Source organism: Enterobacter sp. CRENT-193 (genome assembly GCF_002787395.1).
In the GTDB taxonomy this organism is placed as follows: domain Bacteria; phylum Pseudomonadota; class Gammaproteobacteria; order Enterobacterales; family Enterobacteriaceae; genus Enterobacter; species Enterobacter hormaechei_C.
The window spans coordinates 773,000-799,772 of the sequence record NZ_CP024812.1; the positions used below are offsets into that span (position 1 = coordinate 773,000).

Consider the following 26,773-nt stretch of genomic DNA (forward strand, 5'->3'; position numbering starts at 1 on the left):
TCATGAAAGACCAGAAGACACTGCTGCGGGTCAGCATCATTGGCACAACCCTCGTGGCGCTGTGTTGCTTCACCCCTGTTCTGGTCATTTTGCTCGGTGTGGTCGGCTTGTCCGCGCTGACCGGCTATCTGGACTATGTGCTGCTGCCTGCGCTGGCGATTTTCATCGGCTTGACCATCTACGCCATCCAACGAAAACGCCAAGCCGATGCCTGCTGCACCCCGAAATTCAATGGAGTAAAAAAATGACCGAAATCACCGTGAATGGCATGACCTGCACATCCTGCGCCACCCATGTCAAAGATGCTTTGGAAAAGATTCCCGGCGTGAATGCCGCTGTGGTGTCCTATCTAGAAAGCCGCGCGCAAGTCATGGCAGACACCGCCGTGAGCCACAACCAACTGCTGGCCGCCATCGCCGCATTGGGTTATCAAGGCTCGATCCGGGTTGGTGATTTCAAAGATGAACCAAAAATCCGTGATGCACTTGAGGGCGCCGGTTTGCATATCGCCATCATTGGCAGCGGCGGGGCCGCGATGGCGGCGGCGCTGAAGGCCGTCGAGCAAGGCGCGACGGTCACGCTGATCGAACGCGGCACCATCGGCGGCACCTGCGTCAATATCGGCTGTGTGCCGTCCAAGATCATGATCCGCGCTGCCCATATTGCCCATCTGCGCCGGGAAAGTCCGTTCGACGGCGGTATTGCGGCAACTGTGCCTGCGATTGACCGCAGCAAACTGCTGGCCCAGCAGCAGGCCCGTGTCGATGAACTGCGGCACGCCAAATACGAAGGCATCCTGGACGGCAATCCAGCCATCACCGTTTTGCACGGTGAAGCGCGTTTCAAGGATGACCAGAGCCTGGTCGTCCGTTTGAACGAGGGTGGCGAGCGCGAGGTAACGTTCGACCGCTGCCTGGTCGCCACCGGTGCCAGTCCGGCCGTGCCGCCGATTCCGGGCCTGAAAGAGTCACCCTACTGGACTTCCACCGAAGCGCTTGTCAGCGACACCATTCCCGCACGCCTGGCCGTGATCGGTTCGTCGGTGGTGGCGTTGGAACTGGCGCAAGCCTTTGCCCGGCTCGGCAGCCAGGTCACGATCCTGGCACGCAGCACCTTGTTCTTCCGGGAAGACCCGGCCATCGGCGAGGCCGTGACAGCCGCTTTCCGCGCCGAGGGCATCGAGGTGCTGGAGCACACGCAAGCCAGCCAGGTCGCCCATGTGAACGGCGAATTCGTGCTGACCACCGGACACGGTGAATTGCGCGCTGACAAGTTGCTGGTTGCCACCGGTCGGGCACCGAATACGCGCAGCCTCGCGCTGGACGCGGCGGGGGTCACTGTCAATGCGCAAGGGGCCATCGTTATCGACCAAGGCATGCGCACGAGCAACCCGAACATCTACGCGGCCGGCGACTGCACCGACCAGCCGCAGTTCGTCTACGTGGCAGCGGCCGCCGGCACCCGTGCCGCGATCAACATGACCGGCGGCGACGCAGCCCTCAATCTGACCGCGATGCCGGCAGTGGTGTTCACCGACCCGCAAGTCGCCACCGTGGGCTACAGCGAGGCGGAAGCGCACCACGATGGCATCGAGACCGACAGTCGCACGCTGACACTCGACAACGTTCCGCGAGCGCTTGCCAACTTCGACACACGCGGCTTCATCAAGCTGGTCATCGAGGAAGGTAGCGGACGGCTCATCGGCGTGCAGGCGGTGGCCCCGGAAGCGGGCGAACTGATCCAGACGGCGGTGCTCGCCATCCGCAACCGCATGACGGTGCAGGAACTGGCCGACCAGTTGTTCCCCTACCTGACAATGGTCGAGGGGTTGAAGCTTGCGGCGCAGACCTTCAACAAGGACGTGAAGCAGCTTTCCTGCTGCGCTGGATAAAAAAAGAGGTTTTCAATGAGCGCCTACACCGTGTCCCGGCTGGCCCTTGATGCCGGGGTGAGCGTGCATATCGTGCGCGACTACCTGCTGCGCGGATTGCTGCGTCCGGTGGCGTGCACCCCGGGCGGCTATGGCCTGTTCGATGATGCCGCCTTGCAACTGCTGTGCTTCGTGCGGGCGGCCTTCGAGGCGGGCATCGGCCTGGACGCGCTGGCGCGGCTGTGCCGGGCGCTGGATGCTGCGGACGGCGATGAAGCGGCCGCGCAGCTTGCCGTTCTGCGCCAGTTCGTCGAGCGTCGGCGCGAAGCGTTGGCCGATCTGGAGGTGCAGTTGGCCACCATGCCGACCGAGCCGGCACAGCACGCGGAGAGTCTGCCATGAACAGCCCCGAGCGCTTGCCGTCCGAGACGCACAAACCGATCAACGGCTACCTGTGGGGCGCGCTGGCCGTGCTCACCTGTCCCTGCCATTTGCCGATTCTCGCCATTGTGCTGGCCGGCACGACGGCCGGCGCGTTCATCGGAGAGTACTGGGGTATCGCAGCCCTCACGCTGACCGGTTTGTTCGTCCTGTCTGTGACACGACTGCTGCGGGCCTTCAAAGATCGATCATGAGCGCTTCCCATTGAGACAAACCACGCTGTCGCTACGTTGCCTCATGCCGGCATCAAATTCGGCTGAGTAGCTTCTCGCCATCTGGACGTAGCTCACCCTTGGGTGAAACATGCCGATACAGGGTCTGCCGCGTGACGCCAAGTTCCTGGCACAGGTCGCCGACCTTGGTCTCTGGCTGACCCATTGCCGCCATCGCCAGCCGCAGCTTGGCGGCGGTCATCTTGAACGGCCGGCCGCCTTTCCGCCCGCGCGCGCGGGCCGAGGCTAGGCCGGCAATCGTGCGCTCCGCGATCAACTCGCGCTCGAATTCGGCCAGTGCGGCGAAGATGCCGAAGACCAGTTTGCCAGCAGCGGTCGTCGTGTCGATGGCCGCACCGTGGCCGCTCAGCACCTTGAGACCGACGCCACGCCCAGTCAGATCGTGCACGGTGTTGATCAGGTGCCGAAGGTCGCGCCCGAGCCGGTCGAGCTTCCATACGACCAAGGTATCCCCTGAACGCAACGCCTTCAAACAGCTCGCCAAGCCGGGACGATCCTCGCGCTTGCCGGATGCCTGGTCTTCGTAAAGATGCGCCGGGTCGACATCGGCGGCGATCAGCGCGTCGCGCTGCAAGTCAGTGGCCTGGGAGCCATCCGCCTTCGATACCCGCATGTAGCCGATTAGCATGTCATACCTGTCACATATACGTTCGATTATGTGACAGTGTGCACCGGAAAGTTCTGGTCGTCAAAATTTGTCACTTAACCCGTCATTCTGTCTAAGACATGCAAAGGGTCCATCAGGCACGTAATGTGACAGGAATTCCGGGGGGATGCCTTCCTTTGCGAAGGTGGCGCGCAACTGTTCCAGGGAAGCGGGGTCGCGCCGACCATAGGAAGCCAACGCGAACAGCGAGCGTGCCGTCTCGGGGTCGTGCCGCGCTTCAATGATGGCCTCATCGATGGCCTGGACTGCCCGTTGCCAGTGATCGACGGGTTCGGGCTTCGGCGTTTTCGCCGACAGGCCACTGGTGAAACCGGTTTGGGGTTCGGACCAGAACAGCTTTGCATGCTCGCCCGGCGGGCTTATATCCCTCATCTCAATCAAGCTGATTGCCGTTGCCGCCGCCTCCAGCATCTGCAACCGTACTGCCGGGTTCAGGGTTTCATACGGTCGCCACAGACTTTGCCCAGCACGCAGCGGATGCCCGCAGCCTTCCCAGACTTGGCGGAGATACCCCGCGCAGGTTCCGCACGTCGAAAGCGGGGTGTTCAGCTCATCGAGCAGCGTGCGTAGTAGCCGAAACCACAATCCAGCGTGGATGCGTCGGCGCGGCAGCTCCACATGGCCGGTCGTCAGTGCCTGCCAGGTGCGCCGGTCCATCACCGCAATCGCGTCGCTGGCGGTGCGCGGCGCAGTGTCGGCGTTCTCCCAGCCGAGAAACCGCCCAGGCACGCCCCAATAGGATTCCAGCCAGCAGCCATGCAGCGGGCAGCTCAGCATCAGGGGCAGCTTCCATGCAAGCAGTACGGCTTGGTTTGCCGGGTCGTTCAGACAGAGCGGGCAGGCGCGATGTATCGGCTGGCTGGGCAGCCAGGCACGCCAGCTCGTGATGGATCGCGTCCTACGGCGGAGTTTCGGCAGCAGCACCGAGAGCTGGAACGCATAGGTTTCCAATGCGTCTGGAATCTGATCATCAAGGCTGTCCAGTAGCCAAGGCACCCAGCCGGCGAAACTCATGCAACGCAGCCGGTCCGGCTCGATGCCGCTCCGCTGGGAGAGCATCGCCAGCAGCGCCAGTGGTGGCGCGGTGTCCAGGTCATCAACCTGGCCGTGACCAAGATCGTGCTCCAGCAGCTCGGACACCTCCATGTGATAGCAAAGGGCCACGCGGTTGAGCCACGAAGACAAGGCTTCGCCTTCCCTGGGAGCCGGATGCAGTGGCCAGTGTGGCGCTGGCTTCACATCAGTTCCCGCTCGAATTGCCGCCGCCGCTCGCTGGGACCGGTGTAATCGGCCATGCTGAGCGTGCGATGGTTGATCGCTTCCTCACCGCTCTCCACGGCAGCGACGGCCGCCGCCATCAACAGGTGCGCCAGCTCGCCGATGGTGCCCTCGCTGCGCGTGAGCAGGTAGCGGGCCATATCCAGCGTGGCAATCGACGAGGGTCGCCGCAGCGGGAGCGAAGCCGCGAAGCTGGCCAGCAGTGAGCAGCAATCGTCGTTGGCCTCCCACACCGGCAGCATCATCGGCTCGAAGCGGTTTTCCAACTGGTCGTCCGAGCGGATCGCCAAGTAGGCATCGCGTGTGCCGACCCCGACCAGCGGGATGCGCAGCTCGTTGCCGAGGAAACGCAGCAGGTTGAGGAATTCCCGGCGGTTGACGCTGTTGCCGGCCAGGACGTTGTGCAATTCGTCGATCACCAGCATGCGCACGCCGACCTTGCGTAGCAGTGCCAGCGCCAATTGCTCCATTTCCGGCAGCCGTGGGCGCGGGCGCAATGGCGCGCCCATCGCGGCAAGTAGCGCGACGTAGAAGCGGATTACCGACGGTTCGGATGGCATCTGCACGACCAGTACCGGAATGTGCTCCTGGTCGGCGTCGGAGCTGGCCGGGTGGGTGCGGCGGAATTTCTCGACGATCATCGACTTGCCGTTGTTGGTTGGACCGACCAACAGCAGGTTGGGCATGCGTTGTTTGTTCGGCCACGCATACAGGGCTTCCAGCCGATTCAGCGCCTCGACTGCTCGCGGATAGCCGATCCAGCGGTCAGCGCGAAGGCGATGGATGCGTTCGTCCGCCGGAAGACGGGCCAAGCCCTGGGCCACCGGCATCAGGTGGGACAAGTCGATGATGGGATATTCTTCCACGGCTACCACTCCTCAATCTGGTCGAACGGTTTGGCAGGTGGCTGGTTGTCTGCCTGCGGGTCAGCCATGTCCGCGTCCGGTGGTGGCGTGGTTTTGAAAAGAACTGCCGTTGCCTTGAGATGCTGGCGTCGATCCGCGTCGCGCCGCGCCTTGCGCGTAGCTTTCTGCGCGGTGGACACGATTTCGCGCATCTGGCCGATCATGCGAAACAGCGCCGACTCATCCACCTGTTCGCGCCCTTGCTGCCGCAATTTCGCCAGCGCCTGTCGTTGTTCCCAGAGGGTGACAGCCGGGTGCGACAAGGTGCGGTATGGAATTTCCAGATAGTGCTGCCCCTCCGGCTCCAGCACCCAAATGCGGCTGATGTCGCGCGGGTCGCGCCGGATCAGGAACGCAGGCAAGCGGTCGCGCCGAGCTATCCACGGCTTGAGCGCATCGGCGTAGTAATGGATGTGGTCGATGACGAAGCCGGTGCGGGTCAGCGTGCGGCGGATGATGGGCAGAAAATCGACCAGAAAAGCCGTGGTGCGAGTGATGACGGTTGGCACGCCGGTCCGCGCGATAGCTTCGGCCCAGCGCGCTGCCGGCGGCTGGAGCAGGCCGTTGTGCACGGAGCCGTGGTAGATGCCGACCGCCAATGTGAGCCAGCGCTCCAGCTCACGCAGCGTCAGGGCGGCCTTGTTTTCGGAATCGTAGTCGCCGCGCTGGTCAGGGTTGGAGAAGGTCGTCCCTGGCAATTCGTCGTGGATCATCTGCATCGCCGTGCCGATGATCCGTTCCACGATGCCGCCGTAGTGCGGCTGCCCGAGCGGGCGATAGTCAAGCCGGATGCCATGCTGCTCGCAGCCTCGGCGTAGCGCTTCGCTCTTGAACTCGGCCGCGTTGTCCAGGTAGAGCAGCCTGGGCTTGCCGCTCATCGGCCACTCCATTTCTATGTTCAGACCCTCCAGCCAGGGACGCTTGTCGCAGGCGACATGCACAAGGCACAGGCCGACCGAAACAGATGACGGCGCTTCCAGCGTGACGACCATGCCGAGCACGCAGCGGGTAAACACGTCGATGGCGATGGTCAGATACGGACGGCCAATCGGTTGCCGGTCGCGCTCGTCCACCACGATCAGGTCGATGACCGTGTGATCAATCTGCACTTGTTCCAGTGGCGCGGTCACGGCGGGAGGCTCACCACCGACACCTTGCAGGCTGCGGGACGCATCCTGACCTTCCCGGCGGCGAGTGGCCTTGAGCGGATCGAGGCCGGCGATCCGCAGAGCCACGGTGTTGCGCGCCGGCGCCCGCAGCTTTTGCGCTTTGCAAGCCTGCGCGACCTCGCGGTGGAACGCTGCCAGGCTACGCTTCTGCTTGGTCAGGAAGCGCTTTTGCAGCAACTCGCGGATGATGCGCTCAACTGATTCCGGCAAGCGTCCCTTGCCTTTTCCGCCGCCGGATCGGCTGCGAGCCAGGTCCGTCACAAGCCCAGCACCTTGCCGGGCACGGCGGATTAGGACATACACCTGCCGCCTGGACAGGCCAAGCGCGTGAGCAGCGGCATCGGCGGCTTCATGCCCGACCACATCAAGCGCTGCCAGCGGCCCGATGATTTCCGCCCGTTGCCGGGCCTGCGCCCAAGCCGCATCGGGCAGGGTGGCCACGCCTTGCTCGGCAATCAATGATGTGTCTGACGCCATGCTCACACCTCGCTTTGGTGCACACGAGTATTGAGCATAGTCGAGATTGGTGCAGATGACTTCTGATATTGCGTTGTCAGGAGTCGCCTGCACATCTGGCGTTACGCCCCGTCAATTGGTGCAGTCGTCTTCTGAAAATGACACCATAGGTAAGTGTTCTAACTGTTCAATAAACGGTGGTTTTCTGGACAAAAAAAAGTCCGCATCCAATTTGGGTTGCGGACTTTTTGCACTTAATTATTGATAGATTAGATGGGTATCGTTGAGGTGAAAATCAAAAGCATTAAGAGTATGGGTAAAACCCACCATGTTCAGCGATATCCTGAATAATCAAACTGGATATCTCGCTGCCACTAGATGCTAACTCTCGAAGGTACGGTATAGCCTCAACACCTTTATCGACGGCCAAAATGAACGCTGCTGATTCTCTTAGTTCCATACTGTCGCAGCCATTCCTGATAATTCTGATTAGATACTGTGATGCACTACCTACACAGTTAATTACAGCTTCGACCGATTGCCCGATAGCTCCCCTCTGTATTCCGTTGTCATCGATCATGGACAGTAACTTACGTATGTCACCTTCATCAAACGAATTAAACAAGTCAGCGGCATAACATCTAATCTCTGACTTTATATCTTCGCCACTGTATGAAATATCGCCATGCCAAGGGATATGGGCTAGAAGATAAATGAGTAATCTAGGAATTTTGGCAATACTTCTTATTTTGAAAGCTCTAACCAACTCATCCCAGGTTTGGTATGTATTAGGAAATCGCCTAAATAACGTTGTTAAACCAAGCCAAGCCTCGTCATCATTACTGCTTCTAACAAGTCTTAAACTGTCTTCCAGAGAAATATTTGGCCCTCTCCCAGTAACCAAGGGCTTAAAGTAAGAAATGAACTTCTCTTCATCAAAGTGATTGGCACGACTCAAATCGAAACTAATGGAGCTAGCGTGAACGTTACTCTTCAGAAATTTCTTAATATCTGTCCAATAAGCCGTGTCGAGAGATGGTATGTAAACAACAGCAAAAAGGGGGACCTTATAATTTGTCCAGTAATCCCTATGAGTTCCTATCCTAAATGAACAGGAGTTTTTAGAACTATCATAGTAAGAGTCACCAGACTTGATCTGCAAAGCAAAAAGGTGGTTTTCTGGCTGACCATTTGAGTTTATCAACTCGCAAATCGCATCTATCCCAAGATCATTTTCCTGCTCAATCTTTTGAAACAAGCAGCCAACTCCCTCGATAACTCCTCTTACGTAGTTAATACCTTTCTTAGAAGTTACTAACGATTTTGCATAGGTTGGCATATTGGTTCCTCAATACCTTGAACACTGACGCAGAACGCATTTTTTAATATAATATGTTCTGGCAGTACAAAGTAACCGTACTTAGGTGAATAACCGAAATTACCCCAAATGCACGCCAATTTAATTATAATTAATTGATAATTAATGTTTTTTCACTTTCTGTATCGGTAAGTAATTCACGTTAATACAGGGTGATTTCCTCCAGGGAAATCACCATTGTCCAAATGGCAACTCGCCTAATCCCCTTTCACCCCCTATCCTGCATGCCTGCATCTATGGGGGGTGTATGGCGCGTTTTCTGTTTTGTAGTTTCGCATTAGTTCTGCTTTATCCGTCCGGCATTGATATGTATCTGGTAGGGCTACCGCATATTGCCCGCGATCTGGGTGCCAGCGAGGCGCAACTGCACATCGCGTTTTCGGCCTACCTCGCGGGAATGGCGTCGTCGATGGTATTTGCCGGGAAAATCGCGGATAAAGCAGGCCGCCAGCCCGTCGCGATTACGGGTGCAGTTATCTTTGCGCTGGCATCAGTACTCTGTTCAGTGGCTCAGGAAAGCACAATGTTCCTGTCAGGACGTTTTATCCAGGGCATTGGCGCAGGCGGCTGTTACGTGGTGGCCTTTGCCATTCTGCGCGATACCTTGAGCGCCCAGCGCCGCGCCAAGGTGCTGTCGATGCTGAACGGCATTACCTGCATCATCCCGGTGCTGGCACCGGTTGTAGGCTACCTGATTATGCTTAAATTTCCGTGGCAGAGTCTTTTCTGGACCATGGCAGCCATGGGCGCCATCGTCTTTATCCTGTCCGTGACGGTGCTGAAAGAGACCCATCCCGGTTCGCAACAGCCATATCACACCGCAACCCTCCATCCGGCTGAAAAGCTGGTGAATCGCTTTTTCCTGAGTCGGCTGGCAATCACCACGCTTAGCGTGGCGGTGATCCTCACCTATGTAAACGTTTCCCCGGTGTTGCTGATGGAGACGATGGGCTTCGATCGCGGTGAGTATTCGACGGTGATGGCGCTAACCGCGATGGTGAGCATGGCGGTTTCATTCTCAACGCCCTTTGCGCTCAACATCTTCCGCCAGCGCACGCTGATGCTCACCTCACAGACGCTGTTTCTCGCCGCAGGCGTGATCCTGGCGACCGCCACCTCACACGCTGTAATGCTGGTGGGCATTACTCTGATCTGCGCCGGATTCTCCGTCGGCTTTGGTGTGGCGATGAGTCAGGCGCTTGGCCCCTTCTCGCTGCGGGCAGGCGTGGCCAGCTCGGTGCTGGGCATTGCGCAGGTTTGCGGTTCTTCGCTATGGATTTGGCTGGCGGCGGTGATCGGCCTTAACGCGCTGAATATGCTGATCGGGGTTCTGATTGGCTGTAGCATACTCTGCATTACCTTACTTATGGTCATCCAGCCCGCGGCGCACTATGAAGAAGCCCATCAGCAGTCTCGATCTTAATCTTTTACTTTGCCTGCAACTTTTGTTGCAGGAGCGCAGCGTCACCAAAGCCGCGAAGCGGATGAACGTGACGCCGTCCGCGGTGAGTAAATCGCTGGCGAAGCTGCGCGACTGGTTCGACGATCCGCTGTTTGTGAAAACGCCTTTAGGGCTACTACCCACGCCGCTGACGGTGAGTCTGGAACAGGATTTGGCCGACTGGATGCAGATTGGCAACCAGATCCTCGATAAATTCCACCATAGCTCTCCAGGCGGGCTTAAGTTTGTGCTCGCCGCCGAAACACCGCTGATGCTGATCCGCTTTAATACCCTGCTGGAGCAGGTGAACGAGCGCTACCCACAGGCGACGGTGAAACTGCGGCAATGGGATTACGATTCGCTGGACGCCATTACGCGCGGAGAAGTGGATCTGGGCTTCACCGGGCGTGAAACGCACCCTCGCTCGCGCGAACTGCTAAAGCTGATGCCGTGGTTTATCGACTACGAAATCCTGTTCAGTGACCGTCCGTGCGTGTATTTGCGCGAGGATCATCCCGCGCTCCAGGAAGCGTGGGATCTGGAGACGTTTCTGCGCTACCCGCATATCAGCATCTTCTGGGAACGCAGTGACACCTGGGCGCTCGACGAGGTGCTAAGGGAGATGGGCCGGGAGCGTAACATCGCCATGAGTTTGCCCGGTTTTGAACAGTCGATGTTTATGGCGGCCCAGCCGGATCACAACTACATAGCCACTGCGCCGCACTACTGCCATCACTACAACCAACTCCACCAGCGTAATCTGGTGTGTCTGCCCATTCCCATCGATGAGGCGCAGGCAGAAAAGCTCACCGTACCCTTCACGCTGATCTGGCATAAACGGAACAGCCATAATCCGAAAATCCTCTGGCTGCGTGAGACGATTAAAGCGCTGTATACCGCACCAGATCAGGTTTTTGCCTAAGATAATGTAAAGTTCGGTGCTCAGGCTTCTCTTATTTCCATTTACTGATTAAAACAGAAGCTAAGTTAAGCGATAATCATGTAACCGTTTAACCGACTACGACCATTATCAAGGAGCGAAAAATGGCTACGCACTTTGCACGAGGAACATTAACGGAAGGGCATCTCGTATCGGCCAGACTTTCTTCAGCCTGTCACAGTGAGGCGCTCAAACTACCTGAACACCGCAGGACGCGGTTTTTAGCTTCCAGAGCGCTCCTCGCAGAACTGCTTTTTATGCTCTACGGCACTAGCGAACTACCGGACATACTCACCCAGCCAGAAGGTCGCCCGGTTTTTGCGGACCCGGCACTCCCCCATTTTTCCATTGCGTACACCGGCAACATTGTTGGCGTCGCGCTGACGACTGAAGGTGATTGTGGCCTGGATATGGAGCTGCAACGCGTCACGCGTAGCTTCCATGGTGCTAACGCGCTCGATGAATACCCGCTCTCCAGCAATGAAAAGCTGTGGATACGTAACCAGAACGACCCTGTTGAAGCCAGAGCGCAGCTCATCACCCTTCGCCAGAGCATCCGAAAACTGAACGGCGCGGCGTCAGACGACGCCAGCCTGTTGCAGCTGCTCCCCGGCTCCGGACGCCTGCGCGCGACAAAAGCCTCGCTGGTAGAGGCGCTCAGCGACGCTGAGGACGTACTGATCTGGTCCGTTGCGGTGAGCCCCGCCATCGAACGGCTGAAAATCTGGGAATTTGACAGTATTCGCGGTTGGCGTAGTCTTCCGGATGTCCCTGAGCGCGCCAACGAGCCCGCCGCGCGCCTGATGCGATTAACCAGTTTACCGGCAGAAAAAGCATACACCCATAGCTGATCCGTCCAGGGTCATCATGATGAAACAGGAGTAATCATGTCTGATACGTTGAAAGTTGTTACGTTACTGGGAAGCCTGCGCAAAGGTTCTTTTAACGGGATGGTTGCCCGTACGCTGCCGCAGCTGGCGCCTGCGGGAATGGAGATCAGTGCCCTGCCGTCCATTGGCGACATCCCGCTTTATGATGCTGACGTTCAGCAGGAAGAAGGGTTCCCGCAAAGCGTGGAAGCGATAGCCGAGCAGATCCGTCAGGCTGACGGCGTGGTGATTGTGACGCCTGAGTATAACTACTCGGTGCCGGGTGGTCTGAAGAACGCCATTGACTGGCTGTCCCGTTTACCGGAGCAGCCGCTGTCTGGTAAACCTGTGCTGATCCAGACCAGCTCAATGGGCGCCATTGGCGGCGCGCGCTGCCAGTATCACCTGCGTCAGATCCTGGTGTTCCTGGATGCGATGGTGATGAACAAGCCGGAATTTATGGGCGGCGTGATTCAGAACAAGGTCGACCCGCAGACGGGTGAAGTGGTGGATCAGAGTACGCGTGACCATCTCTCTGGCCAGCTGACCGCGTTTGGGGATTATATTAAGCGGGTGAAGGCGTAAGCCTTCACCCTAACCCTCTCCCACAGGGAGAGGGAACTTTGCCCGTAGGTCAGGTAAGCGAAGCGCCACCTGACACCACCAGCATTTTAGTGTGAATCAATAAACACAATCTTCAACACAAACAGCAGCGCAACAATAATCACGCACGGGCTGAGTTCGCGGAAGCGGCCGGTACCGATCTTCATCACGCAGTAAGAGATAAAGCCCAGCGCGATACCTTCGGTGATCGAGAAGCTGAACGGCATCATCACCGCGGTAATAAACGCCGGAACGGCTTCCGTCAAATCTTCCCACTTCACGCGCGCCAGGCTTGAGGTCATCAGCACGCCGACGTAAATCAGCGCGCCAGCTGCCGCGTATGGTGGCACCATCCCCGCCAGCGGAGAGAGGAAGATCACTAGCAGGAACAGCAGACCCACAACTACCGCCGTCAGGCCAGTACGACCGCCCACGGACACACCGGAAGAGGATTCAATGTAAGCGGTAACAGACGAGGTGCCGATGAAAGAGCCAGCGACGGACGAGATGCTATCCACATACAGCGCCTGCTTCATGCGCGGGAATTTGCCTTTTTCATCCGCCAGACCCGCTTTGTCGGTCACGCCAATCAGCGTACCGGAGGAGTCAAACAGGTTGACCAGCATGAAGGAGAAAATCACCCCGGCCAGACCCAGGTTCAGCGAGCCCGCCAGATCAACGTGGCCAATCACGGTAGAGACGCTTGGTGGCGCAGAGACGATACCGTTGTAATGTACGTCACCCAGCATCCAGCCCAGCAGCGTGGTCACAATGATAGAGACCAGCACCGCAGCATGGATGTTGCGCGACGCCAGGATCGCGATGATAAAGAAGCCCAGCACGCCCAGCAGCACGCTGTGAGAGGTCAGGTTACCAATGCTCACCAGCGTTTCCGGGTTCGCCACGATAACGCCAGCGTTTTTCAGCCCCATCATGCCGATAAACAGACCGATACCGCTGGTGATACCCACGCGCAGGCTCACGGGAATGTTCGCAATCATCCAGTAGCGCACGCGGAAGATGGTCAGCAGCAGCAGGCCGACCGCGCCCCAGAAAATAGCGCCCATCCCGACCTGCCACGGCAGGCCCATCGCCTGAACCACCACGAACGCAAAGAACGCATTCAGACCCATTGCCGGGGCCAGCGCCACGGGCAGATTAGCGAAAACGCCCATCAGGATGCTGCCAAGCGCCGCGATCAGACAGGTGGTCACGAAGACGGCGCTGGTGTCCATGCCAGCCACGCCCAGAATTTGCGGGTTAACGAAAACGATATAGACCATCGTCAGGAAGGTAGTAAAACCGGCGATCACTTCGGTGCGTGCCGTTGTGCCGTGCTCGCGCAGTTTGAACACGCGCTCAAGCAGCCCCTGACCAGACGTCTGGGTAGTGTGTTGTTGACTCATCATCAATTTCCGAACAAGGAGGGAAAATTCGTCGCTATCCTATACCAAAATGCGACAATAGTGGCGGTTACGGGATACTTTTTTCATTGATTTTGCTTATACGGCAACGATTGCGTCCCGGTGAACTGCCGTACGAAAACGTTAAACTTGTTAAAAGGGAAAGGCATGTCCGGAATTGAAGCGGTATTTTTCGACTGTGACGGTACGCTGGTCGACAGTGAGGTCATTTGTTCCCGCGCGTATGTCGCCATGTTCCAGGAATTTGGTATTACGCTCGATCTCGAAGAGGTGTTTAAACGCTTTAAGGGCGTGAAGCTGTACGAGATCATCGACATCATTAACGAAGAGCACGGGGTGGATCTGGCGAAAGCGGATCTGGAACCGGTGTACCGCGCCGAGGTCGCACGCCTCTTCGACGCCGAGCTGGAAGTTATCGCTGGCGCTAACACGCTGCTGGATGCGATGACGGTGCCGATCTGCGTGGTCTCTAACGGCCCGGTCAGCAAAATGCAGCACTCGCTCGGCAAGCTGAATATGTTGCACCACTTCCCGGAAAAACTGTTCAGTGGCTACGATATCCAGCGCTGGAAGCCGGATCCGGCATTGATGTTCCACGCGGCGAAGGCGATGAACGTCAACGTGGAGAACTGCATCCTGGTGGATGACTCGTCTGCGGGCGCGCAGTCAGGGATTGATGCGGGGATGGAGGTGTTTTACTTCTGCGCCGATCCGCACAACAAGCCGATCGATCATCCAAAAGTGACGACCTTTACCGATCTGGCGCAACTGCCAGCGTTGTGGAAGGCGCGCGGGTGGGATATTACTCGCTGAGTTTTCCCCTCACCCCGGCCCTCTCCCACAGGGAGAGGGAGAAAACCGAATGGTCCCCTCACCCTGTGGGAGAGGGTTAGGGTGAGGGTAAAAATCACTCTTTCGGATCTTTACCCGCCAGCAGCTTGTCCAGCTCGTCGCCGCCCACGTGTCGGAAATCCTGACCCTTAACGAAGTAGAAGATGTATTCACAAATATTCTGGCAGCGGTCACCGATACGCTCGATTGAGCGCGCGCAGAACAGCGCGGTGAGTACGCTTGGAATGGTACGGGAATCTTCCATCATGTAGGTCATCAGCTGACGCACTATGCCTTCGTATTCCTGGTCAACTTTCTTGTCTTCACGGTAGATACGGACCGCTTCGTCCAGATCCATGCGCGCGAAAGCGTCCAGCACGTCGTGCAGCATCTGCACGGTGTGGCGACCGAGAGACTCCAGACTCACCAGCAGCGGCTGGTGCTGCTGGGAGAATTTCTCCAGCGCGGTGCGGCAGATTTTATCCGCCACGTCACCAATACGCTCCAGCTCGGCGATAGTTTTGATGATCGCCATCACCAGACGCAGGTCGCTCGCCGTCGGCTGACGCTTCGCAATGATGCGCACGCAGGCTTCGTCGATGGCGACTTCCATCATATTGACGTTGTGGTCGCCTTCAATAACGCGCTTCGCCAGCTCGCTGTCCTGGTTGTGCATCGCCGTGATCGCATCAGAAAGCTGCTGCTCGACCATGCCGCCCATGGTCATCACCTGGGTGCGAATGCTTTCCAGCTCTGCGTTAAACTGGCCGGAAATGTGTTTATTAAGATTGAGGTTGTCCATGGTTTCTCCACATGCACTAAGGCAAATCAACCGTAGCGGCCAGTAATATAATCTTCGGTTTGTTTCTTCGCCGGACGGGTGAACAGCGCATCCGTATCGCTGAACTCAATCAACTCGCCCAGGTACATAAACGCCGTGTGGTCAGAACAACGTGCAGCCTGCTGCATGTTGTGGGTCACGATCACCACGGTGTAATCCTGCTTCAGCTCGGTGATCAGCTCTTCGATACGCCCGGTTGAGATCGGGTCCAGGGCTGAGCACGGCTCATCCAGCAGCAAGACTTCCGGGCGAATGGCGATACCGCGCGCAATGCACAGACGCTGCTGCTGACCACCGGAGAGAGAGTACCCACTCTGGTGAAGTTTATCTTTGGTTTCGTTCCATAATGCGGCCTTGGTCAATGCCCACTGCACGCGCTCGTCCATATCCGCACGGGAGAGCTTCTCAAACAGACGCACACCAAAGGCGATGTTGTCATAGATCGACATCGGGAACGGCGTGGGTTTCTGGAATACCATCCCCACTTTCGCACGCAGCAGGGCGATATCCTGGGTATTGGTCAGGATGTTGTCACCGTCCAGCAGAATTTCACCTTCTGCGCGCTGCTCCGGATAGAGCGAATACATTTTGTTAAAGGTGCGCAGCAGCGTGGATTTACCACAGCCGGACGGACCGATGAATGCCGTTACCTGGTTCTTCGCGATATCCAGATTGATATTCTTCAGGGCATGGAATTTGCCGTAGTAGAAGTTCAAATCACGAACCTGAATCTTACCCGGGGCAGTATCAACCATACTCATTGACTCATTTCCTCATTCGGCGCCGCGAGCTGCCGCGCCGTAAAAATTTAACCGTGTTTCTTCTTCGCGAAAATGACGCGCGCCAGAATGTTCAGCAACAGTACGCAAAGGGTGATGATCAGCACCCCGGCCCAGGCCAGCTGCTGCCATTCCGCGAATGGGCTCATCGCAAATTTAAAGATCGTCACCGGCAGGTTGGCGATCGGCTGCATCATGTCCGTGCTCCAGAACTGGTTGGAGAGGGCGGTAAACAGCAGCGGTGCGGTTTCACCGGCGATACGGGCGATAGCCAGCAGGATACCGGTCATGATCCCCGAGACGGACGCTTTCAGGGTGATCGCCGAAATCATTTTCCATTTCGGCGTGCCCAGCGCGTAAGCCGCTTCACGCAGGCTGTCCGGCACCAGTTTCAGCATGTTTTCAGTAGTACGAATAACGATAGGCACCTGCAACAGCGCCAGCGCAATCACACCCGCCCAGCCGGAGAAGTGTTCCATTTGCGCCACTACGATGGTGTAAACAAACAGACCCACGACAATCGACGGGGCAGAAAGCAGAATGTCGTTAATAAAGCGGATGACTTCAGCGATCCAGGACTTGCGCCCATACTCCGCCAGATAGATACCCGCCATAATGCCCAACGGTGTACCGAAAACGGTCGCCCACAGGATCAGCAGGCCGCTACCCGCCAGGGCGTTTGCCAGACCACCGCCCGCCGTGTTCGGCGGCGGCGTCATTTCCGTGAACAGCGCCAGGGACATTCCATCGATGCCGCGGGTGATGGTTGACATCAGGATCCAGATCAGCCAGAACAGGCCAAACGCCATCGTCGCCATGGAAAGCGTCAGCGCAATGCGGTTTTTAATCCGGCGCTTTGACTGCATTTTGCGACGGGATTCCGCAAGCTGAGCGGTATTTTGCATATCGAGAGTCGCCATTAGCGTGCCCCCTCGTTTTTAGCCAGACGCATAATCATCAGCTTGGAGATAGCCAGCACAATAAAGGTGATAACAAACAGGATCAGGCCCAGTTCCATCAGCGCCGCGACGTGCAGCCCGGATTCCGCTTCGGCAAATTCGTTCGCCAGCGCAGAAGTAATACTGTTCCCCGGCATATAGAGCGAAGCGCTATCGAGCTGGTAGGTGTTGCCGATGATAAAGGTGACCGCCATGGTTTCACCGAGCGCGCGACCTAAGCCCAGCATAATGCCGCCAATCACTCCATTTTTGGTGAACGGAAGGACGATGCGCCAGATAACTTCCCAGGTGGTGCAGCCGATGCCGTAGGCGGACTCTTTCATCATCACCGGGGTTTGTTCGAAGACATCGCGCATGACCGCCGCAATGTACGGAATAATCATGATGGCGAGGATCACACCCGCCGCCAGAATGCCGATACCGAATGCCGGGCCGGAGAACAGCGCCCCCACAAACGGAACGGCAGAAAGCACGTTACCGACCGGCTCCTGGAAGTACGTTGCAAACAGCGGAGCAAAAATAAACAGGCCCCACATGCCGTAAACGATACTTGGGATGGCCGCCAGCAGTTCAATGGCGATACCCAGCGGACGCCGCAGCCAGCCTGGCGCCAGTTCCGTCAGGAACAAGGCAATACCGAAGCTCACCGGAACCGCAATTAGCAGGGCGATAAAAGAGGTCACCAGCGTGCCGTAAATCGGCACCAGCGCACCGTAAATATCGTTCGGCGCATCCCACTCTTTGGTCCACAGGAAGGCGAAACCAAATTTTTGAATGCTCGGCCAGGAGGAGAAAATCAGGGACACGATAATGCCGCCCAGCAGCAATAGCACAATCAGCGCAGCCAGTTTCACCAGCGCACTGAAAATCATGTCACCTTTTTTACCCGGAGGGTTAAATGCAGGCTTGGTTGCAGCCATAAATTACTCTTCTTTATGAGACGTCTTACGAATATGCCCGGTGGCGCTGACGCTTACCGGGCCTACAGAGTAAACCGTAGGGCGGGATCGCTGCGCGCCACCCGCCATCTTCGTTAAAAATATCCTGTTAGTACAGCGCTTTACCGCTGCTGTCTTTCACGTTGGTTTTCCATGCAGCACGAATCTGCTCAACCACGCTGTCTGGCAGGCTGGCGTAATCCAGGTCATTAGCCTGTTTGCCGCCGTTTTTGTATGCCCAGTCGAAGAACTTCAGCACTTCTGCACCCTGCTCTGGTTTCTTCTGCTCTTTGTGAACCAGAATGAAGGTGGTAGAGGTGATTGGCCACGCGTCTTCACCTTTCTGGTTAGTCAGGTCCTGAGCGAAGGATTTGCTCCAGTCAGCGCCTTTGGCGGCGTTGGCGAAGTTCTCTTCGGTCGGGCTAACCGGTTTGCCGTCGGCAGAAACCAGTTTGGTGTAGGCCAGATTGTTCTGCTTAGCGTAGGCGTACTCTACGTAGCCGATAGAGCCAGGCAGACGCTGTACGAAGGCTGCGATACCGTCGTTGCCTTTACCGCCCAGACCGGTTGGCCAGTTAACGGTAGAGCCGGAACCGACTTTAGATTTCCACTCTTCGTTCACTTTCGCCAGGTAGCTGGTGAACACGAAAGAGGTACCAGAGCCGTCAGCACGACGAACCACCGCGATATTCTGCGAAGGCAGCTTAACGCCTGGGTTCAGCTTAGTGATGGCTTCGTCATCCCATTTTTTGATTTTGCCCAGGTAGATGTCACCCAGGGTTTTGCCGTCCAGCACCAGCTCGCCTGATTTCAGGCCAGGGATGTTAACAGCCAGCACAACGCCGCCAATCACGGTCGGGAACTGGAACAGGCCTTCCTGATTCAGTTTCTCATCAGACAGCGGAGCGTCGGATGCGCCGAAATCAACGGTATTCGCGGTAATTTGTTTTACGCCACCGGAGGAGCCGATACCCTGATAGTTGACCTTGTTACCGGTCTCTTTCTGGTAGGTATCCGCCCATTTGGCATACACCGGCGCAGGGAAGGTTGCACCAGCGCCAGTCAGGCTTGCTGCTGCGAAGGCAGAGAAAGCGCTCATCGATAAGGTCGCGGCGACAACAGTTGCGACAGTGGTACGCATAACTTTCATAATGTCTCCTGCAAGGATTTCGTAAATCATTGTTTAAGTGGCTACGATGAGCAAAATAGGACAAACAGGTGACAGATAAATGTACGAAATATGACAGTTTTATGACAATGAGAGAGTGTAAAATAAGCCACTGATATTAATGATTATTTGTTCAGGGGAGCATCATAGAGTTGTCATATAGAAAGGGATAAGCCTGGTGCAAAAGAGGAAAAATGACAACGGCTGTCATAAACAGCCGTTGGGTGATTAATGTTCAATTTCCAGCGTGACCGTTGCGTACGCTTCAAACGTTCCAGGTTTTGGCTGCGCCCCCGTTGCGCTTGCAGGCGCAGCGGAAAAGGTAAGCGAATTGTTTTCGGCGCCGTTATTGTTTTCTCCCCTATCCATGTCCATCCTGCCGCCGTTGACGCTGACCTGACGATCCCACTTGTCGTATACCACAATGCCTACATCATCATTGCCGTTGACTTTCATCATCGTGGCATCGGCGTCGACAGGGTCTCCATGGAAAGTGGAGTAGACAATATTCTCATCCAGCATGCCTGTGCACTGTACCTGAATCGTCTTTTTTACCTTGTGACTCGTCACGGCGGTGCCTTTGGTAGCGGAAAATTCCGGGGCCGGGATTTTGCCAAAATCTATCTCAAGCGTCTGCCCGGGCGCTATCTCGCAATTTTGCGGCACGACGATATCGCCAGCGATTTTGATCTCTGCCATTTTTTCGGTGCTGGAGGTCGAGGAGGCCGCATCCAGCCCGCCATAAAGATCGGCGACTATCGTACCTGGCACACTCACCCGGCCAATAAACGGCTTGTTAATTAAGAATGATATTTTTATTTTTGAACCGGTATTGAGTGTTGGTTCGCTCCCTTCCTCACCAGGCGCATAACAATAGGAGCTATGAGACATTACGTTTGGTTCTGCGCTGAAAGGTACCGGTATATAATCTCTGCCGAGCACAAGTATCGACGTGGCGATGCTGAGGTTGTTATTAAGGGTAAAATAGGTATACCCGTTCTTTACCACATCTTCACTTAACGACGATCGTGCGGTGTAGTAGATTTGGCGAAAGCCCGTAGAGTAATGCGTAAGACAGTTGCATTGCGCTTTGTAACTCGCAGATGAACTGAGCGTTTCCAGATCCCTGATCTCTGTACCTGCTTTATTTTTATCCGCCGGGATCGACTGCCCGTTCAGATTAAGGTTATAGATATAAGCGCCACCTTCGGAGTGACAAATCCCGTCGCCCGTGGTGTACGCTTTGCATACTGGCGTCATAAATATTATCAACGCGCTTAAAAACAGAGGTGTCCTGAATTTCATCTTATTTCCCTATTGGCATACTGCCGATATTTGTATCAGTTCGACGCCTTCTGGCGGGGTAAAGTGGTAGTTAACCGGGCAGGTCATCGTGTTATCTGCGCCCCACTTCAGGACAAACGCCCCCTCTTCCGGCATGCCGGACAGATAAAGCTCGCCATTTTCGCCCACAATGCCGGTTACGCTGCCGTGGGGTAAATCAGCCGAGGCCATGGCGCCAAACGGCACCGGTTTGCCACTCTTCTGCCGCACATTGAACAGGACGCGATAGCCCACGTGAGTGACAAACTCCGCCCGTACCACCGCGCCGCGCGTCGGGATAACGCTGAGGATACTGTTGTCGATTTCGACGTTGGCCTTCGCAAAGTAATCGCTGTCGATCTCCACTCTGTTTTCATCGTAGGCGTTGAGCTGCGTCTGTACCGTATAGCCGCGCCAGTCCGTCGCCTTACCCGTACCATTCTCCAGCGCCAGGCCGGAAGCTCCCGGGGCTTTAACCAGCGCGACGGTTTCCCCCAGTTCCTGAGAGAAAGTTATGCCATCGCTGTGGGCCAGAATCCCGCCCTTCATTCCATAGTTGAGGCGCTGGTTGTCCTGGGTATAGTCGTAACTGGCGTTTACCGAACCATAGGTGCCGTCATAGCCCACCCCTGCGCTGTTGTTGTAATCTTCGTTATCCGCATCGTAAGACTGCTGAACGTTCCAGGAGAGGTTGTGCGCATCCAGCGCGTTACCGCTCAGCCCCACCTGGTGCATCCCTTTTCCGTGGTTGTTTTGGGTGTACCCATAGTTGACGTAGCTGTCATGCAGCCAGCCTGACAACGGTATGGAGAGGGAGAGCATAAAAATCTGTTCGCTGCCCTGACTGTCGCTGACGTCAGTGTCGGTGCTATTTTGGGCCGAGGTGAGTGAATCGGTGTAGTTCCAGGAGACGTTCCAGGAAATAGCGCGCCAGCTATTGCTGTAGCCCAGCTGCACCAGCCGCTCGACTTCATCCGTCTTCCAGTACTGCTGGCGGCTAAGGGTAAGATAAATATTTCCCATCCCGTCGCCAAAGGTCTGCGTCCATGTTCCCTCCAGACGGCTACGGCGGTTACCTGTCGTCCAGAAGTCGCTCTCGTTATTCTGCCGGGACGCCCATTCGTTCAGGGTGTAGTAGCCCTCTGTGGAGTAGCGGTAGCCCACCAGCCGAAACGTTGTGTTCGTTTCATCAAAACGTTTGGAATAGAGAAAACGGTAAGATTGCCCGCTTTCGTCATCGTCCTCAAACCGCGAGCGGGCATGCGTTACGTCCAGCGAAAGGGCGCCCAGCGAACCCATATCTTTCCCCACGCCAAGCGCGGCGGAGGTGTAATCGCTGGTTCCCTGCACGCCCCCGTAGAGGGTAATACCCGCAGGAAAACCGTGTAACACCTGCGCCTGAAAAACGGTCGGCTGAAAATCGTTTTGATCGCGCAGTTCACCCGCGCTGATATCGACATCGGTTTGGTCTTCACGCTTCAGGATCGCCAGTGAGGCGTAAGGCTGGGTAAAATGTTGCTCGCTGCCATCCTCTTCTTTGATGGTAACATCCAGATCGCCACCCGAATTGGTGGTGTTTAAATCCTTGAGCGCAAACGCTCCCTGCGGTACGGCAGACTGGTAAATGATGTAACCGTTTTGCCGCACAATCACGGTCGCATTGCTTTTCGCCACGCCGCGAACCACTGGCGCAAACCCCGTCAGGCTCGAAGGCAGCATGTCATCATCCGTGTAGAGACGCATCCCTCGCAGTTGCGTGCTGTCAAACACGTCGCTTGCGGTCCATGTATCCCCCAGCATAATTTGGCTGCGTAAAGCGGCGATATCGCGCTGTAAATAGGTATTGATCGAATGATACGAAGACTCGCCATCGGTCACGTTTAGCGTACTGTAGTTACGTAAACGCCATGCCCCCAGGTTGGCACCGTTGCGCAGGTTCAGATAATAAAAATCGTTGTTATCATCCTCGTTCGAATGCACCGTGCTGGAGCCGGAAAAATCGTAGTTCACCATCAGCGCATTGATGCCCTCATCCCAGCGTGAGGGATTGATATAGCCGCGCGCCGATACATCAATATAGATTTGCGGCAACGTGACGTTAAGCTGGAGTTTATCCGTATCAAACGTCCAGGTTGAGCCAGGAACGAGCGGCGCGGGGTCCAGACAGGCTTTGTCATCTATGTCGTTAAGGGCCTTGATAGCCGCCACTTTGACCCCAAGCTCAGCGAGCACGGTTTTGATGTCTGAGAAGCAAGGATGCAGGTTGCTGGTGGCAGTATCTTCGACAAAGGTCACCTCCCGGCGGTCAACATATTCGCCGTTTACATAGATGCTGACCTTATAGTTCCCGGCAGGCAGACTGTTCGCGCGATTAAACTGGTGGATATCCACGTCCACCGGATGATCGATTTCAAGCAGCGCAGGGTTAAACATATCCCTCGCGACCACCTCGCCGGATAAACCAAGCACCATCCCGGAAGCAAGCGCGATGAAAATACGGTAACACTCCATAAATAAACCATCCTTTGCTTAAAGCGCTGCTTTTAAATCCTGACTAATCGCACCGAAATCATTCACATACCGCCAAACCAGCGCATGGCCATTCACGCCTTCCGGTAAGGGTAAACGCAGGGTTTCAAAGGGATGGACGATATTGAGCGGCACATCTTTGCCGTCCACTGTCACATTCATAACGTTGATATTTAGCGGCGTGGGATTTTCAACTACCAGCTGCCGATTTTCTCTGTGCCACTTCACCTGCGTGGCGGCGCGCTCCGGGGTAATGTTCAACGAGGCCGGACGCCAGATCAGCTTGATACGTGTCTTAATGGCGATTTCCATCGCGTTCGGCTTATTGCTCGCCGGGGGAATATTTTTGATGTTCAGCCAGAACACCGACTCCCGATCCTGCGGTAAATTGCCCTCGGTTTTCATAATGCGCAGAATTTTTTCCTGCCCAGCCTCCAGACGAGATACCGGTGGAATGACGGTAAACGGTGGTTTTTTCGCGGTCCCTGTATTACTGAAGGGGTCAACCCATGTTTGAATAAGATAAGGGATAGCCGCTTCGTTATTTTTGACAGTAATGGTTGCGTCGGATTTATCACTCGAATAAACCACTCGTGTGCCACCGATAACCACACCTGCCGATGCCATTGTAGAAATACCCGTAAGACAACACGCTAATAATACATTCACTATACGCCCTGGCATAATCCAATGTCCTTATATATAAAGGAGCCTGTAAATAAGTTCTTAACAGGCTCCGAATCCATAACCGCTGATTATTTCAGGTATTCAATAGTAAACTGAGAGTCAGCATTCGCAGTACCCGGCGTCACTGTTGCCAGAGTCTGGACGAATTTCGCCTTGAATCCCATATCCGCTTTACCATCTGCAATGGCAACGTATTTAGAATTGTTATACAAAGGGATCGCGGTATCATCGCTCAGGTTGAACAGTTTTATCGCCACGCCCGTCGCCGCAATGGCGTCGCCGCTGCCAGTGAACTCACCGTCCGTACCGTCTTCGTTCACCGGCGTACCGATTGAAAGATAACCTTTACCGATGGTATCTTTATCTTCCGTCCCGTCAAAGCGTACCGCCGCCTGAGTATAGGTTGCCGGGCAGCCTTCCAGACGGATGTGGAAATCTTTAACAGACGCGGTGGAATCAATACCCGCGAAGGTTTTTACCGATACACGACCAATATTAACAGTCTGATTACTGGTATCAGTCGTGACTGTACAAGTAGAATCAATCACCTCGCCACGGAAATGAACAGTACCGTCAGCCGCTAATGTCGCACCTGAAAACAGGACGGAAGATAAAACCAGTGAAGTGGCTATAACGTTTAATTTCATGAAACTCTCCATAATTTACATTATTTGTATGCGTCTCATTTATACATTCAAATAAAACACACCATCCTTTAAAGCGTGGCGATAGTACAGTTCATTCCTGCTCTATGACAAATATGTTTTCCCACATGAAATATCTTTAAAATGGAACAATAAAAATTAAAAATAAAAAAACCCTTAAAAATAAGAACAAAACATAATTAAAAAATGCTATTGATATCTCTTCTCTATTTTTTTAAGAATTTATCAATATCTTTTCTTTGTCATAGCTAAATCAGATTCTTTTTTAAGCAGACATAGGTGAAATGAGCAGATAGAGCAAAAATGTAAGAAAAAATGAAAAAAGAAACAGGTTGCGATAAAAAGAAATAATCGCTGAGGGGAGGGCTATGAGGCTGCCAGAATACTGGCAGCCTCGGGTAGGCTGGAGATTATTCTACGGTGACGGACTTCGCCAGGTTACGTGGCTGGTCTACGTCGGTGCCTTTGATCAGCGCGACGTGATAAGCCAGCAGTTGCAGCGGTACGGTGTAGAAGATCGGCGCAATCACCTCTTCCACATGCGGCATCTCGATGATGTGCATGTTGTCGCTGCTGGCGAAACCGGCATCTTTATCCGCAAAGACGTACAGAACACCACCACGGGCGCGCACTTCTTCGATGTTAGATTTCAGTTTTTCCAGCAGTTCGTTGTTAGGTGCCACCACGATAACTGGCATATCCGCATCGATCAGCGCCAGCGGGCCATGCTTCAGCTCGCCTGCCGCATAGGCTTCAGCGTGAATATAAGAGATCTCTTTGAGCTTCAGCGCCCCTTCCAGCGCGATCGGATACTGATCGCCGCGCCCCAGGAACAGAGCGTGATGCTTGTCGGAGAAATCCTCCGCCAGGGCTTCAATGCGTTTGTCCTGAGAGAGCATCTGTTCAATACGGCTTGGCAGCGCCTGGAGACCGTGAACGATATCATGCTCAACGGAAGTATCCTGGCCTTTCAGACGCGCCAGTTTCGCCACCAGCATCAGCAGAACGGTCAGCTGAGTAGTAAACGCTTTGGTGGAAGCCACGCCGATTTCGGTACCCGCTTTGGTCATCAGCGCCAGATCGGATTCACGTACCAGCGAAGAGCCCGGCACGTTACAAATGGCCAGCGAGCCGAGGTAACCCAGTTCTTTAGACAGACGCAGCGCCGCCAGGGTATCGGCCGTTTCGCCAGACTGAGAAAGGGTGATCATCAGGCTGTTACGACGCACCGCAGATTTGCGATAGCGGAACTCAGAGGCGATTTCCACATCACACGGCACACCCGCCAGGGATTCAAACCAGTAGCGCGAGACCATACCGGAGTTGTAAGAGGTACCGCAGGCCACGATCTGAATGTGCTCGACTTTGCTCAGCAGTTCGTTGGCATTGGCGCCCAGCTCGCTCAGATCCACTTCACCATGGCTGATGCGACCAGTCAGGGTGTTTTTAATGGCGTTTGGCTGTTCGTAGATCTCTTTCTGCATGTAGTGACGGTAAGCGCCTTTGTCGCCCGCGTCGTATTGCAGGTTTGATTCGATCTCCTGACGCTTAACCTGCTCGCCTTTTGTGTCGAATACGGTCACGCTGCGACGTGTCACCTCGGCAATGTCTCCCTCTTCCAGGAAGATAAAGCGACGGGTAACCGGCAGCAGCGCCAGCTGGTCGGAAGCGATAAAGTTTTCACCCATGCCCAGACCAATCACCATCGGACTACCGGAACGCGCGGCCAGCAGCGTGGACGGGTCGCGGGAATCCATGATCACCGTACCGTAAGCACCACGTAGCTGAGGGATAGCGCGCAGCACCGCATCACGCAGTGTACCGCCCTTTGCCAGCTCCCAGTGCACCAGGTGAGCAATCACTTCGGTGTCGGTTTCAGAGACGAAGGTATAGCCGCGCGCTTTCAGTTCTTCACGCAGCGGTTCGTGGTTTTCGATAATGCCGTTATGCACGACCACGATGTGTTCAGACACATGCGGGTGTGCGTTGCCTTCAGATGGCTCACCGTGGGTCGCCCAGCGGGTATGCGCAATACCGGTGCCACCGTGCAGCGGATGTTCTTCCGCAGCCTGGGCCAGCATCTGCACTTTACCGAGACGGCGCAGACGGGTCATATGACCTTCTGCATCAACGACAGCCAGCCCGGCTGAGTCGTAACCACGGTATTCCAGACGACGTAAACCTTCGAGAAGGATTTCAGCAATATCACGCTGCGCAACTGCGCCAACAATTCCACACATAGTTATATTTCCTGATTATGGCGTTATGCCATGCGTTGTCGCTGACCTGTATTTGCCCTTTCCGGGCGCCCCGAGCCTTGTAGAGAGTGGGGTTATTTTTATGGGTACTGCTTGTGGGGGGAGGATTATGTTATCCCCT

The 26,773-nt window shown here is 55.6% G+C and carries 25 protein-coding genes; 9 read left to right on the plus strand and 16 right to left on the minus strand.

All coding sequences use genetic code 11. The features are described 5' to 3' along the window. The first annotated feature begins 2 nt into the window (after positions 1-2). The 4 genes from merF to merE are packed head-to-tail and all read left to right on the plus strand — an operon-like array spanning position 3 to position 2,505. A complete protein-coding gene (gene merF, locus CU081_RS03865; protein WP_058647318.1) occupies positions 3-248 on the plus strand; it encodes a mercury resistance system transport protein MerF in 246 nt (81 codons plus the stop codon). 20 nt (positions 249-268) lie between these two features. Further along, positions 269-1,891, plus strand: a complete 1,623-nt coding sequence (gene merA / locus CU081_RS03870; RefSeq protein WP_442876246.1) for a mercury(II) reductase — start codon at positions 269-271, stop codon at positions 1,889-1,891. Between the two features lie 15 nt (positions 1,892-1,906). After that, on the plus strand, positions 1,907-2,272 hold the full coding sequence (gene merD, locus CU081_RS03875) for a mercury resistance co-regulator MerD (RefSeq protein WP_058647320.1): 366 nt from the start codon (positions 1,907-1,909) through the stop codon (positions 2,270-2,272). Then, a complete protein-coding gene (gene merE, locus CU081_RS03880; RefSeq protein ID WP_058647321.1) occupies positions 2,269-2,505 on the plus strand; it encodes a broad-spectrum mercury transporter MerE in 237 nt (78 codons plus the stop codon). Before merD ends, merE begins: the two co-directional genes overlap by 4 nt. 52 nt (positions 2,506-2,557) lie before the next feature. Here merE and CU081_RS03885 read toward each other — a convergent pair whose 3' ends face one another. The 5 genes from CU081_RS03885 to CU081_RS03910 form a co-directional block, all read right to left on the minus strand. Then, the gene (locus CU081_RS03885; RefSeq protein ID WP_058647322.1) at positions 2,558-3,172 is read right to left on the minus strand and encodes a recombinase family protein; all 615 of its coding nucleotides are present in this window, start codon (positions 3,170-3,172) and stop codon (positions 2,558-2,560) included. Positions 3,173-3,232: 60 nt separating this feature from the next. Beyond that, positions 3,233-4,450, minus strand: coding sequence for a TniQ family protein (locus CU081_RS03890; RefSeq protein ID WP_000801210.1), 1,218 nt, complete (start codon positions 4,448-4,450; stop codon positions 3,233-3,235). Next, complete coding sequence (locus CU081_RS03895) at positions 4,447-5,355, minus strand: TniB family NTP-binding protein (protein ID WP_000393453.1); 909 nt, start codon at positions 5,353-5,355, stop codon at positions 4,447-4,449. The genes CU081_RS03890 and CU081_RS03895 overlap by 4 nt, the downstream gene beginning before the upstream one ends. 2 nt (positions 5,356-5,357) lie before the next feature. Then, on the minus strand, positions 5,358-7,040 hold the full coding sequence (locus CU081_RS03900) for a Mu transposase C-terminal domain-containing protein (RefSeq protein WP_058647355.1): 1,683 nt from the start codon (positions 7,038-7,040) through the stop codon (positions 5,358-5,360). 283 nt (positions 7,041-7,323) lie between these two features. Then, complete coding sequence (locus CU081_RS03910) at positions 7,324-8,358, minus strand: DUF4365 domain-containing protein (RefSeq protein WP_001143643.1); 1,035 nt, start codon at positions 8,356-8,358, stop codon at positions 7,324-7,326. Between the two features lie 286 nt (positions 8,359-8,644). On the opposite strand from CU081_RS03910, the gene CU081_RS03915 reads away from it, so the two are divergent. The 4 genes from CU081_RS03915 (at position 8,645) to CU081_RS03930 (ending at position 12,232) form a co-directional block, all read left to right on the plus strand. Then, positions 8,645-9,820: an MFS transporter gene (locus tag CU081_RS03915; protein ID WP_003861141.1), complete on the plus strand. Its 1,176-nt coding sequence runs from the start codon at positions 8,645-8,647 to the stop codon at positions 9,818-9,820. Beyond that, a complete protein-coding gene (yidZ, locus tag CU081_RS03920) occupies positions 9,789-10,760 on the plus strand; it encodes an HTH-type transcriptional regulator YidZ (protein WP_022652106.1) in 972 nt (323 codons plus the stop codon). The genes CU081_RS03915 and yidZ overlap by 32 nt, the downstream gene beginning before the upstream one ends. A gap of 122 nt (positions 10,761-10,882) precedes the next feature. Further along, positions 10,883-11,629, plus strand: a complete 747-nt coding sequence (locus tag CU081_RS03925) for a 4'-phosphopantetheinyl transferase family protein (RefSeq protein WP_003861145.1) — start codon at positions 10,883-10,885, stop codon at positions 11,627-11,629. A 36-nt stretch (positions 11,630-11,665) separates the two neighbouring features. Further along, positions 11,666-12,232 carry an NADPH-dependent FMN reductase gene (locus CU081_RS03930; RefSeq protein WP_003861147.1) on the plus strand — a complete coding sequence of 189 codons (567 nt, stop codon included), beginning with the start codon at positions 11,666-11,668 and terminating at the stop codon, positions 12,230-12,232. A gap of 86 nt (positions 12,233-12,318) precedes the next feature. On the opposite strand, the gene adeP is transcribed toward CU081_RS03930, so the two are convergent. Further along, on the minus strand, positions 12,319-13,656 hold the full coding sequence (gene adeP, locus CU081_RS03935; RefSeq protein WP_003861149.1) for an adenine permease AdeP: 1,338 nt from the start codon (positions 13,654-13,656) through the stop codon (positions 12,319-12,321). 165 nt (positions 13,657-13,821) lie between these two features. On the opposite strand from adeP, the gene yieH reads away from it, so the two are divergent. Then, the gene (gene yieH / locus CU081_RS03940) at positions 13,822-14,487 is read left to right on the plus strand and encodes a 6-phosphogluconate phosphatase (RefSeq protein WP_003861151.1); all 666 of its coding nucleotides are present in this window, start codon (positions 13,822-13,824) and stop codon (positions 14,485-14,487) included. A 94-nt stretch (positions 14,488-14,581) separates the two neighbouring features. On the opposite strand, the gene phoU is transcribed toward yieH, so the two are convergent. The 10 genes from phoU to glmS all read right to left on the minus strand — a co-directional run bounded on the left by phoU (position 14,582) and on the right by glmS (position 26,634). Beyond that, positions 14,582-15,307 (minus strand): phosphate signaling complex protein PhoU, encoded by a 726-nt coding sequence (phoU, locus tag CU081_RS03945; RefSeq protein ID WP_003861153.1) that lies wholly within the window; start codon positions 15,305-15,307, stop codon positions 14,582-14,584. 26 nt (positions 15,308-15,333) lie between these two features. After that, the gene (gene pstB / locus CU081_RS03950) at positions 15,334-16,107 is read right to left on the minus strand and encodes a phosphate ABC transporter ATP-binding protein PstB (protein WP_003861154.1); all 774 of its coding nucleotides are present in this window, start codon (positions 16,105-16,107) and stop codon (positions 15,334-15,336) included. Between the two features lie 47 nt (positions 16,108-16,154). Next, positions 16,155-17,045, minus strand: coding sequence for a phosphate ABC transporter permease PstA (pstA, locus tag CU081_RS03955; protein WP_003861156.1), 891 nt, complete (start codon positions 17,043-17,045; stop codon positions 16,155-16,157). Further along, positions 17,045-18,004, minus strand: a complete 960-nt coding sequence (gene pstC / locus CU081_RS03960) for a phosphate ABC transporter permease PstC (RefSeq protein ID WP_003861158.1) — start codon at positions 18,002-18,004, stop codon at positions 17,045-17,047. Before pstC ends, pstA begins: the two co-directional genes overlap by 1 nt. Before the next feature lie 127 nt (positions 18,005-18,131). Beyond that, complete coding sequence (gene pstS, locus CU081_RS03965) at positions 18,132-19,172, minus strand: phosphate ABC transporter substrate-binding protein PstS (RefSeq protein ID WP_022652104.1); 1,041 nt, start codon at positions 19,170-19,172, stop codon at positions 18,132-18,134. A 246-nt stretch (positions 19,173-19,418) separates the two neighbouring features. Further along, positions 19,419-20,495, minus strand: coding sequence for a fimbrial protein StgD (stgD, locus tag CU081_RS03970; protein WP_022652103.1), 1,077 nt, complete (start codon positions 20,493-20,495; stop codon positions 19,419-19,421). A gap of 9 nt (positions 20,496-20,504) precedes the next feature. Then, the gene (locus tag CU081_RS03975; RefSeq protein ID WP_044704571.1) at positions 20,505-23,024 is read right to left on the minus strand and encodes a fimbria/pilus outer membrane usher protein; all 2,520 of its coding nucleotides are present in this window, start codon (positions 23,022-23,024) and stop codon (positions 20,505-20,507) included. Positions 23,025-23,042: 18 nt separating this feature from the next. Then, positions 23,043-23,669 (minus strand): fimbrial chaperone, encoded by a 627-nt coding sequence (locus tag CU081_RS03980; RefSeq protein ID WP_050583629.1) that lies wholly within the window; start codon positions 23,667-23,669, stop codon positions 23,043-23,045. A gap of 128 nt (positions 23,670-23,797) precedes the next feature. After that, on the minus strand, positions 23,798-24,376 hold the full coding sequence (locus CU081_RS03985) for a chaperone-usher fimbrial major subunit (protein ID WP_003861165.1): 579 nt from the start codon (positions 24,374-24,376) through the stop codon (positions 23,798-23,800). A gap of 428 nt (positions 24,377-24,804) precedes the next feature. Further along, positions 24,805-26,634 carry a glutamine--fructose-6-phosphate transaminase (isomerizing) gene (gene glmS, locus CU081_RS03990; RefSeq protein WP_003861166.1) on the minus strand — a complete coding sequence of 610 codons (1,830 nt, stop codon included), beginning with the start codon at positions 26,632-26,634 and terminating at the stop codon, positions 24,805-24,807. Between the last annotated feature and the right edge of the window lie 139 nt (positions 26,635-26,773).

Excerpts from the sequence above, each read along its gene's own strand:
- merF (WP_058647318.1), top strand. The coding sequence starts at position 3 with ATGAAAGACCAGAAGACACTGCTGCGGGTCAGCATCATTGGCACAACC.
- merA (WP_442876246.1), top strand. The coding sequence starts at position 269 with ATGACCTGCACATCCTGCGCCACCCATGTCAAAGATGCTTTGGAAAAG.
- merD (WP_058647320.1), top strand. The coding sequence starts at position 1,907 with ATGAGCGCCTACACCGTGTCCCGGCTGGCCCTTGATGCCGGGGTGAGC.
- merE (WP_058647321.1), top strand. The coding sequence starts at position 2,269 with ATGAACAGCCCCGAGCGCTTGCCGTCCGAGACGCACAAACCGATCAAC.
- CU081_RS03885 (WP_058647322.1), bottom strand. The coding sequence starts at position 3,172 with ATGCTAATCGGCTACATGCGGGTATCGAAGGCGGATGGCTCCCAGGCC.
- CU081_RS03900 (WP_058647355.1), bottom strand. The coding sequence starts at position 7,040 with ATGGCGTCAGACACATCATTGATTGCCGAGCAAGGCGTGGCCACCCTG.
- CU081_RS03910 (WP_001143643.1), bottom strand. The coding sequence starts at position 8,358 with ATGCCAACCTATGCAAAATCGTTAGTAACTTCTAAGAAAGGTATTAAC.
- CU081_RS03915 (WP_003861141.1), top strand. The coding sequence starts at position 8,645 with ATGGCGCGTTTTCTGTTTTGTAGTTTCGCATTAGTTCTGCTTTATCCG.
- yidZ (WP_022652106.1), top strand. The coding sequence starts at position 9,789 with ATGAAGAAGCCCATCAGCAGTCTCGATCTTAATCTTTTACTTTGCCTG.
- CU081_RS03925 (WP_003861145.1), top strand. The coding sequence starts at position 10,883 with ATGGCTACGCACTTTGCACGAGGAACATTAACGGAAGGGCATCTCGTA.
- CU081_RS03930 (WP_003861147.1), top strand. The coding sequence starts at position 11,666 with ATGTCTGATACGTTGAAAGTTGTTACGTTACTGGGAAGCCTGCGCAAA.
- adeP (WP_003861149.1), bottom strand. The coding sequence starts at position 13,656 with ATGAGTCAACAACACACTACCCAGACGTCTGGTCAGGGGCTGCTTGAG.
- yieH (WP_003861151.1), top strand. The coding sequence starts at position 13,822 with ATGTCCGGAATTGAAGCGGTATTTTTCGACTGTGACGGTACGCTGGTC.
- phoU (WP_003861153.1), bottom strand. The coding sequence starts at position 15,307 with ATGGACAACCTCAATCTTAATAAACACATTTCCGGCCAGTTTAACGCA.
- pstB (WP_003861154.1), bottom strand. The coding sequence starts at position 16,107 with ATGAGTATGGTTGATACTGCCCCGGGTAAGATTCAGGTTCGTGATTTG.
- pstA (WP_003861156.1), bottom strand. The coding sequence starts at position 17,045 with ATGGCGACTCTCGATATGCAAAATACCGCTCAGCTTGCGGAATCCCGT.
- pstC (WP_003861158.1), bottom strand. The coding sequence starts at position 18,004 with ATGGCTGCAACCAAGCCTGCATTTAACCCTCCGGGTAAAAAAGGTGAC.
- pstS (WP_022652104.1), bottom strand. The coding sequence starts at position 19,172 with ATGAAAGTTATGCGTACCACTGTCGCAACTGTTGTCGCCGCGACCTTA.
- stgD (WP_022652103.1), bottom strand. The coding sequence starts at position 20,495 with ATGAAATTCAGGACACCTCTGTTTTTAAGCGCGTTGATAATATTTATG.
- CU081_RS03975 (WP_044704571.1), bottom strand. The coding sequence starts at position 23,024 with ATGGAGTGTTACCGTATTTTCATCGCGCTTGCTTCCGGGATGGTGCTT.
- CU081_RS03980 (WP_050583629.1), bottom strand. The coding sequence starts at position 23,669 with ATGGCATCGGCAGGTGTGGTTATCGGTGGCACACGAGTGGTTTATTCG.
- CU081_RS03985 (WP_003861165.1), bottom strand. The coding sequence starts at position 24,376 with ATGAAATTAAACGTTATAGCCACTTCACTGGTTTTATCTTCCGTCCTG.
- glmS (WP_003861166.1), bottom strand. The coding sequence starts at position 26,634 with ATGTGTGGAATTGTTGGCGCAGTTGCGCAGCGTGATATTGCTGAAATC.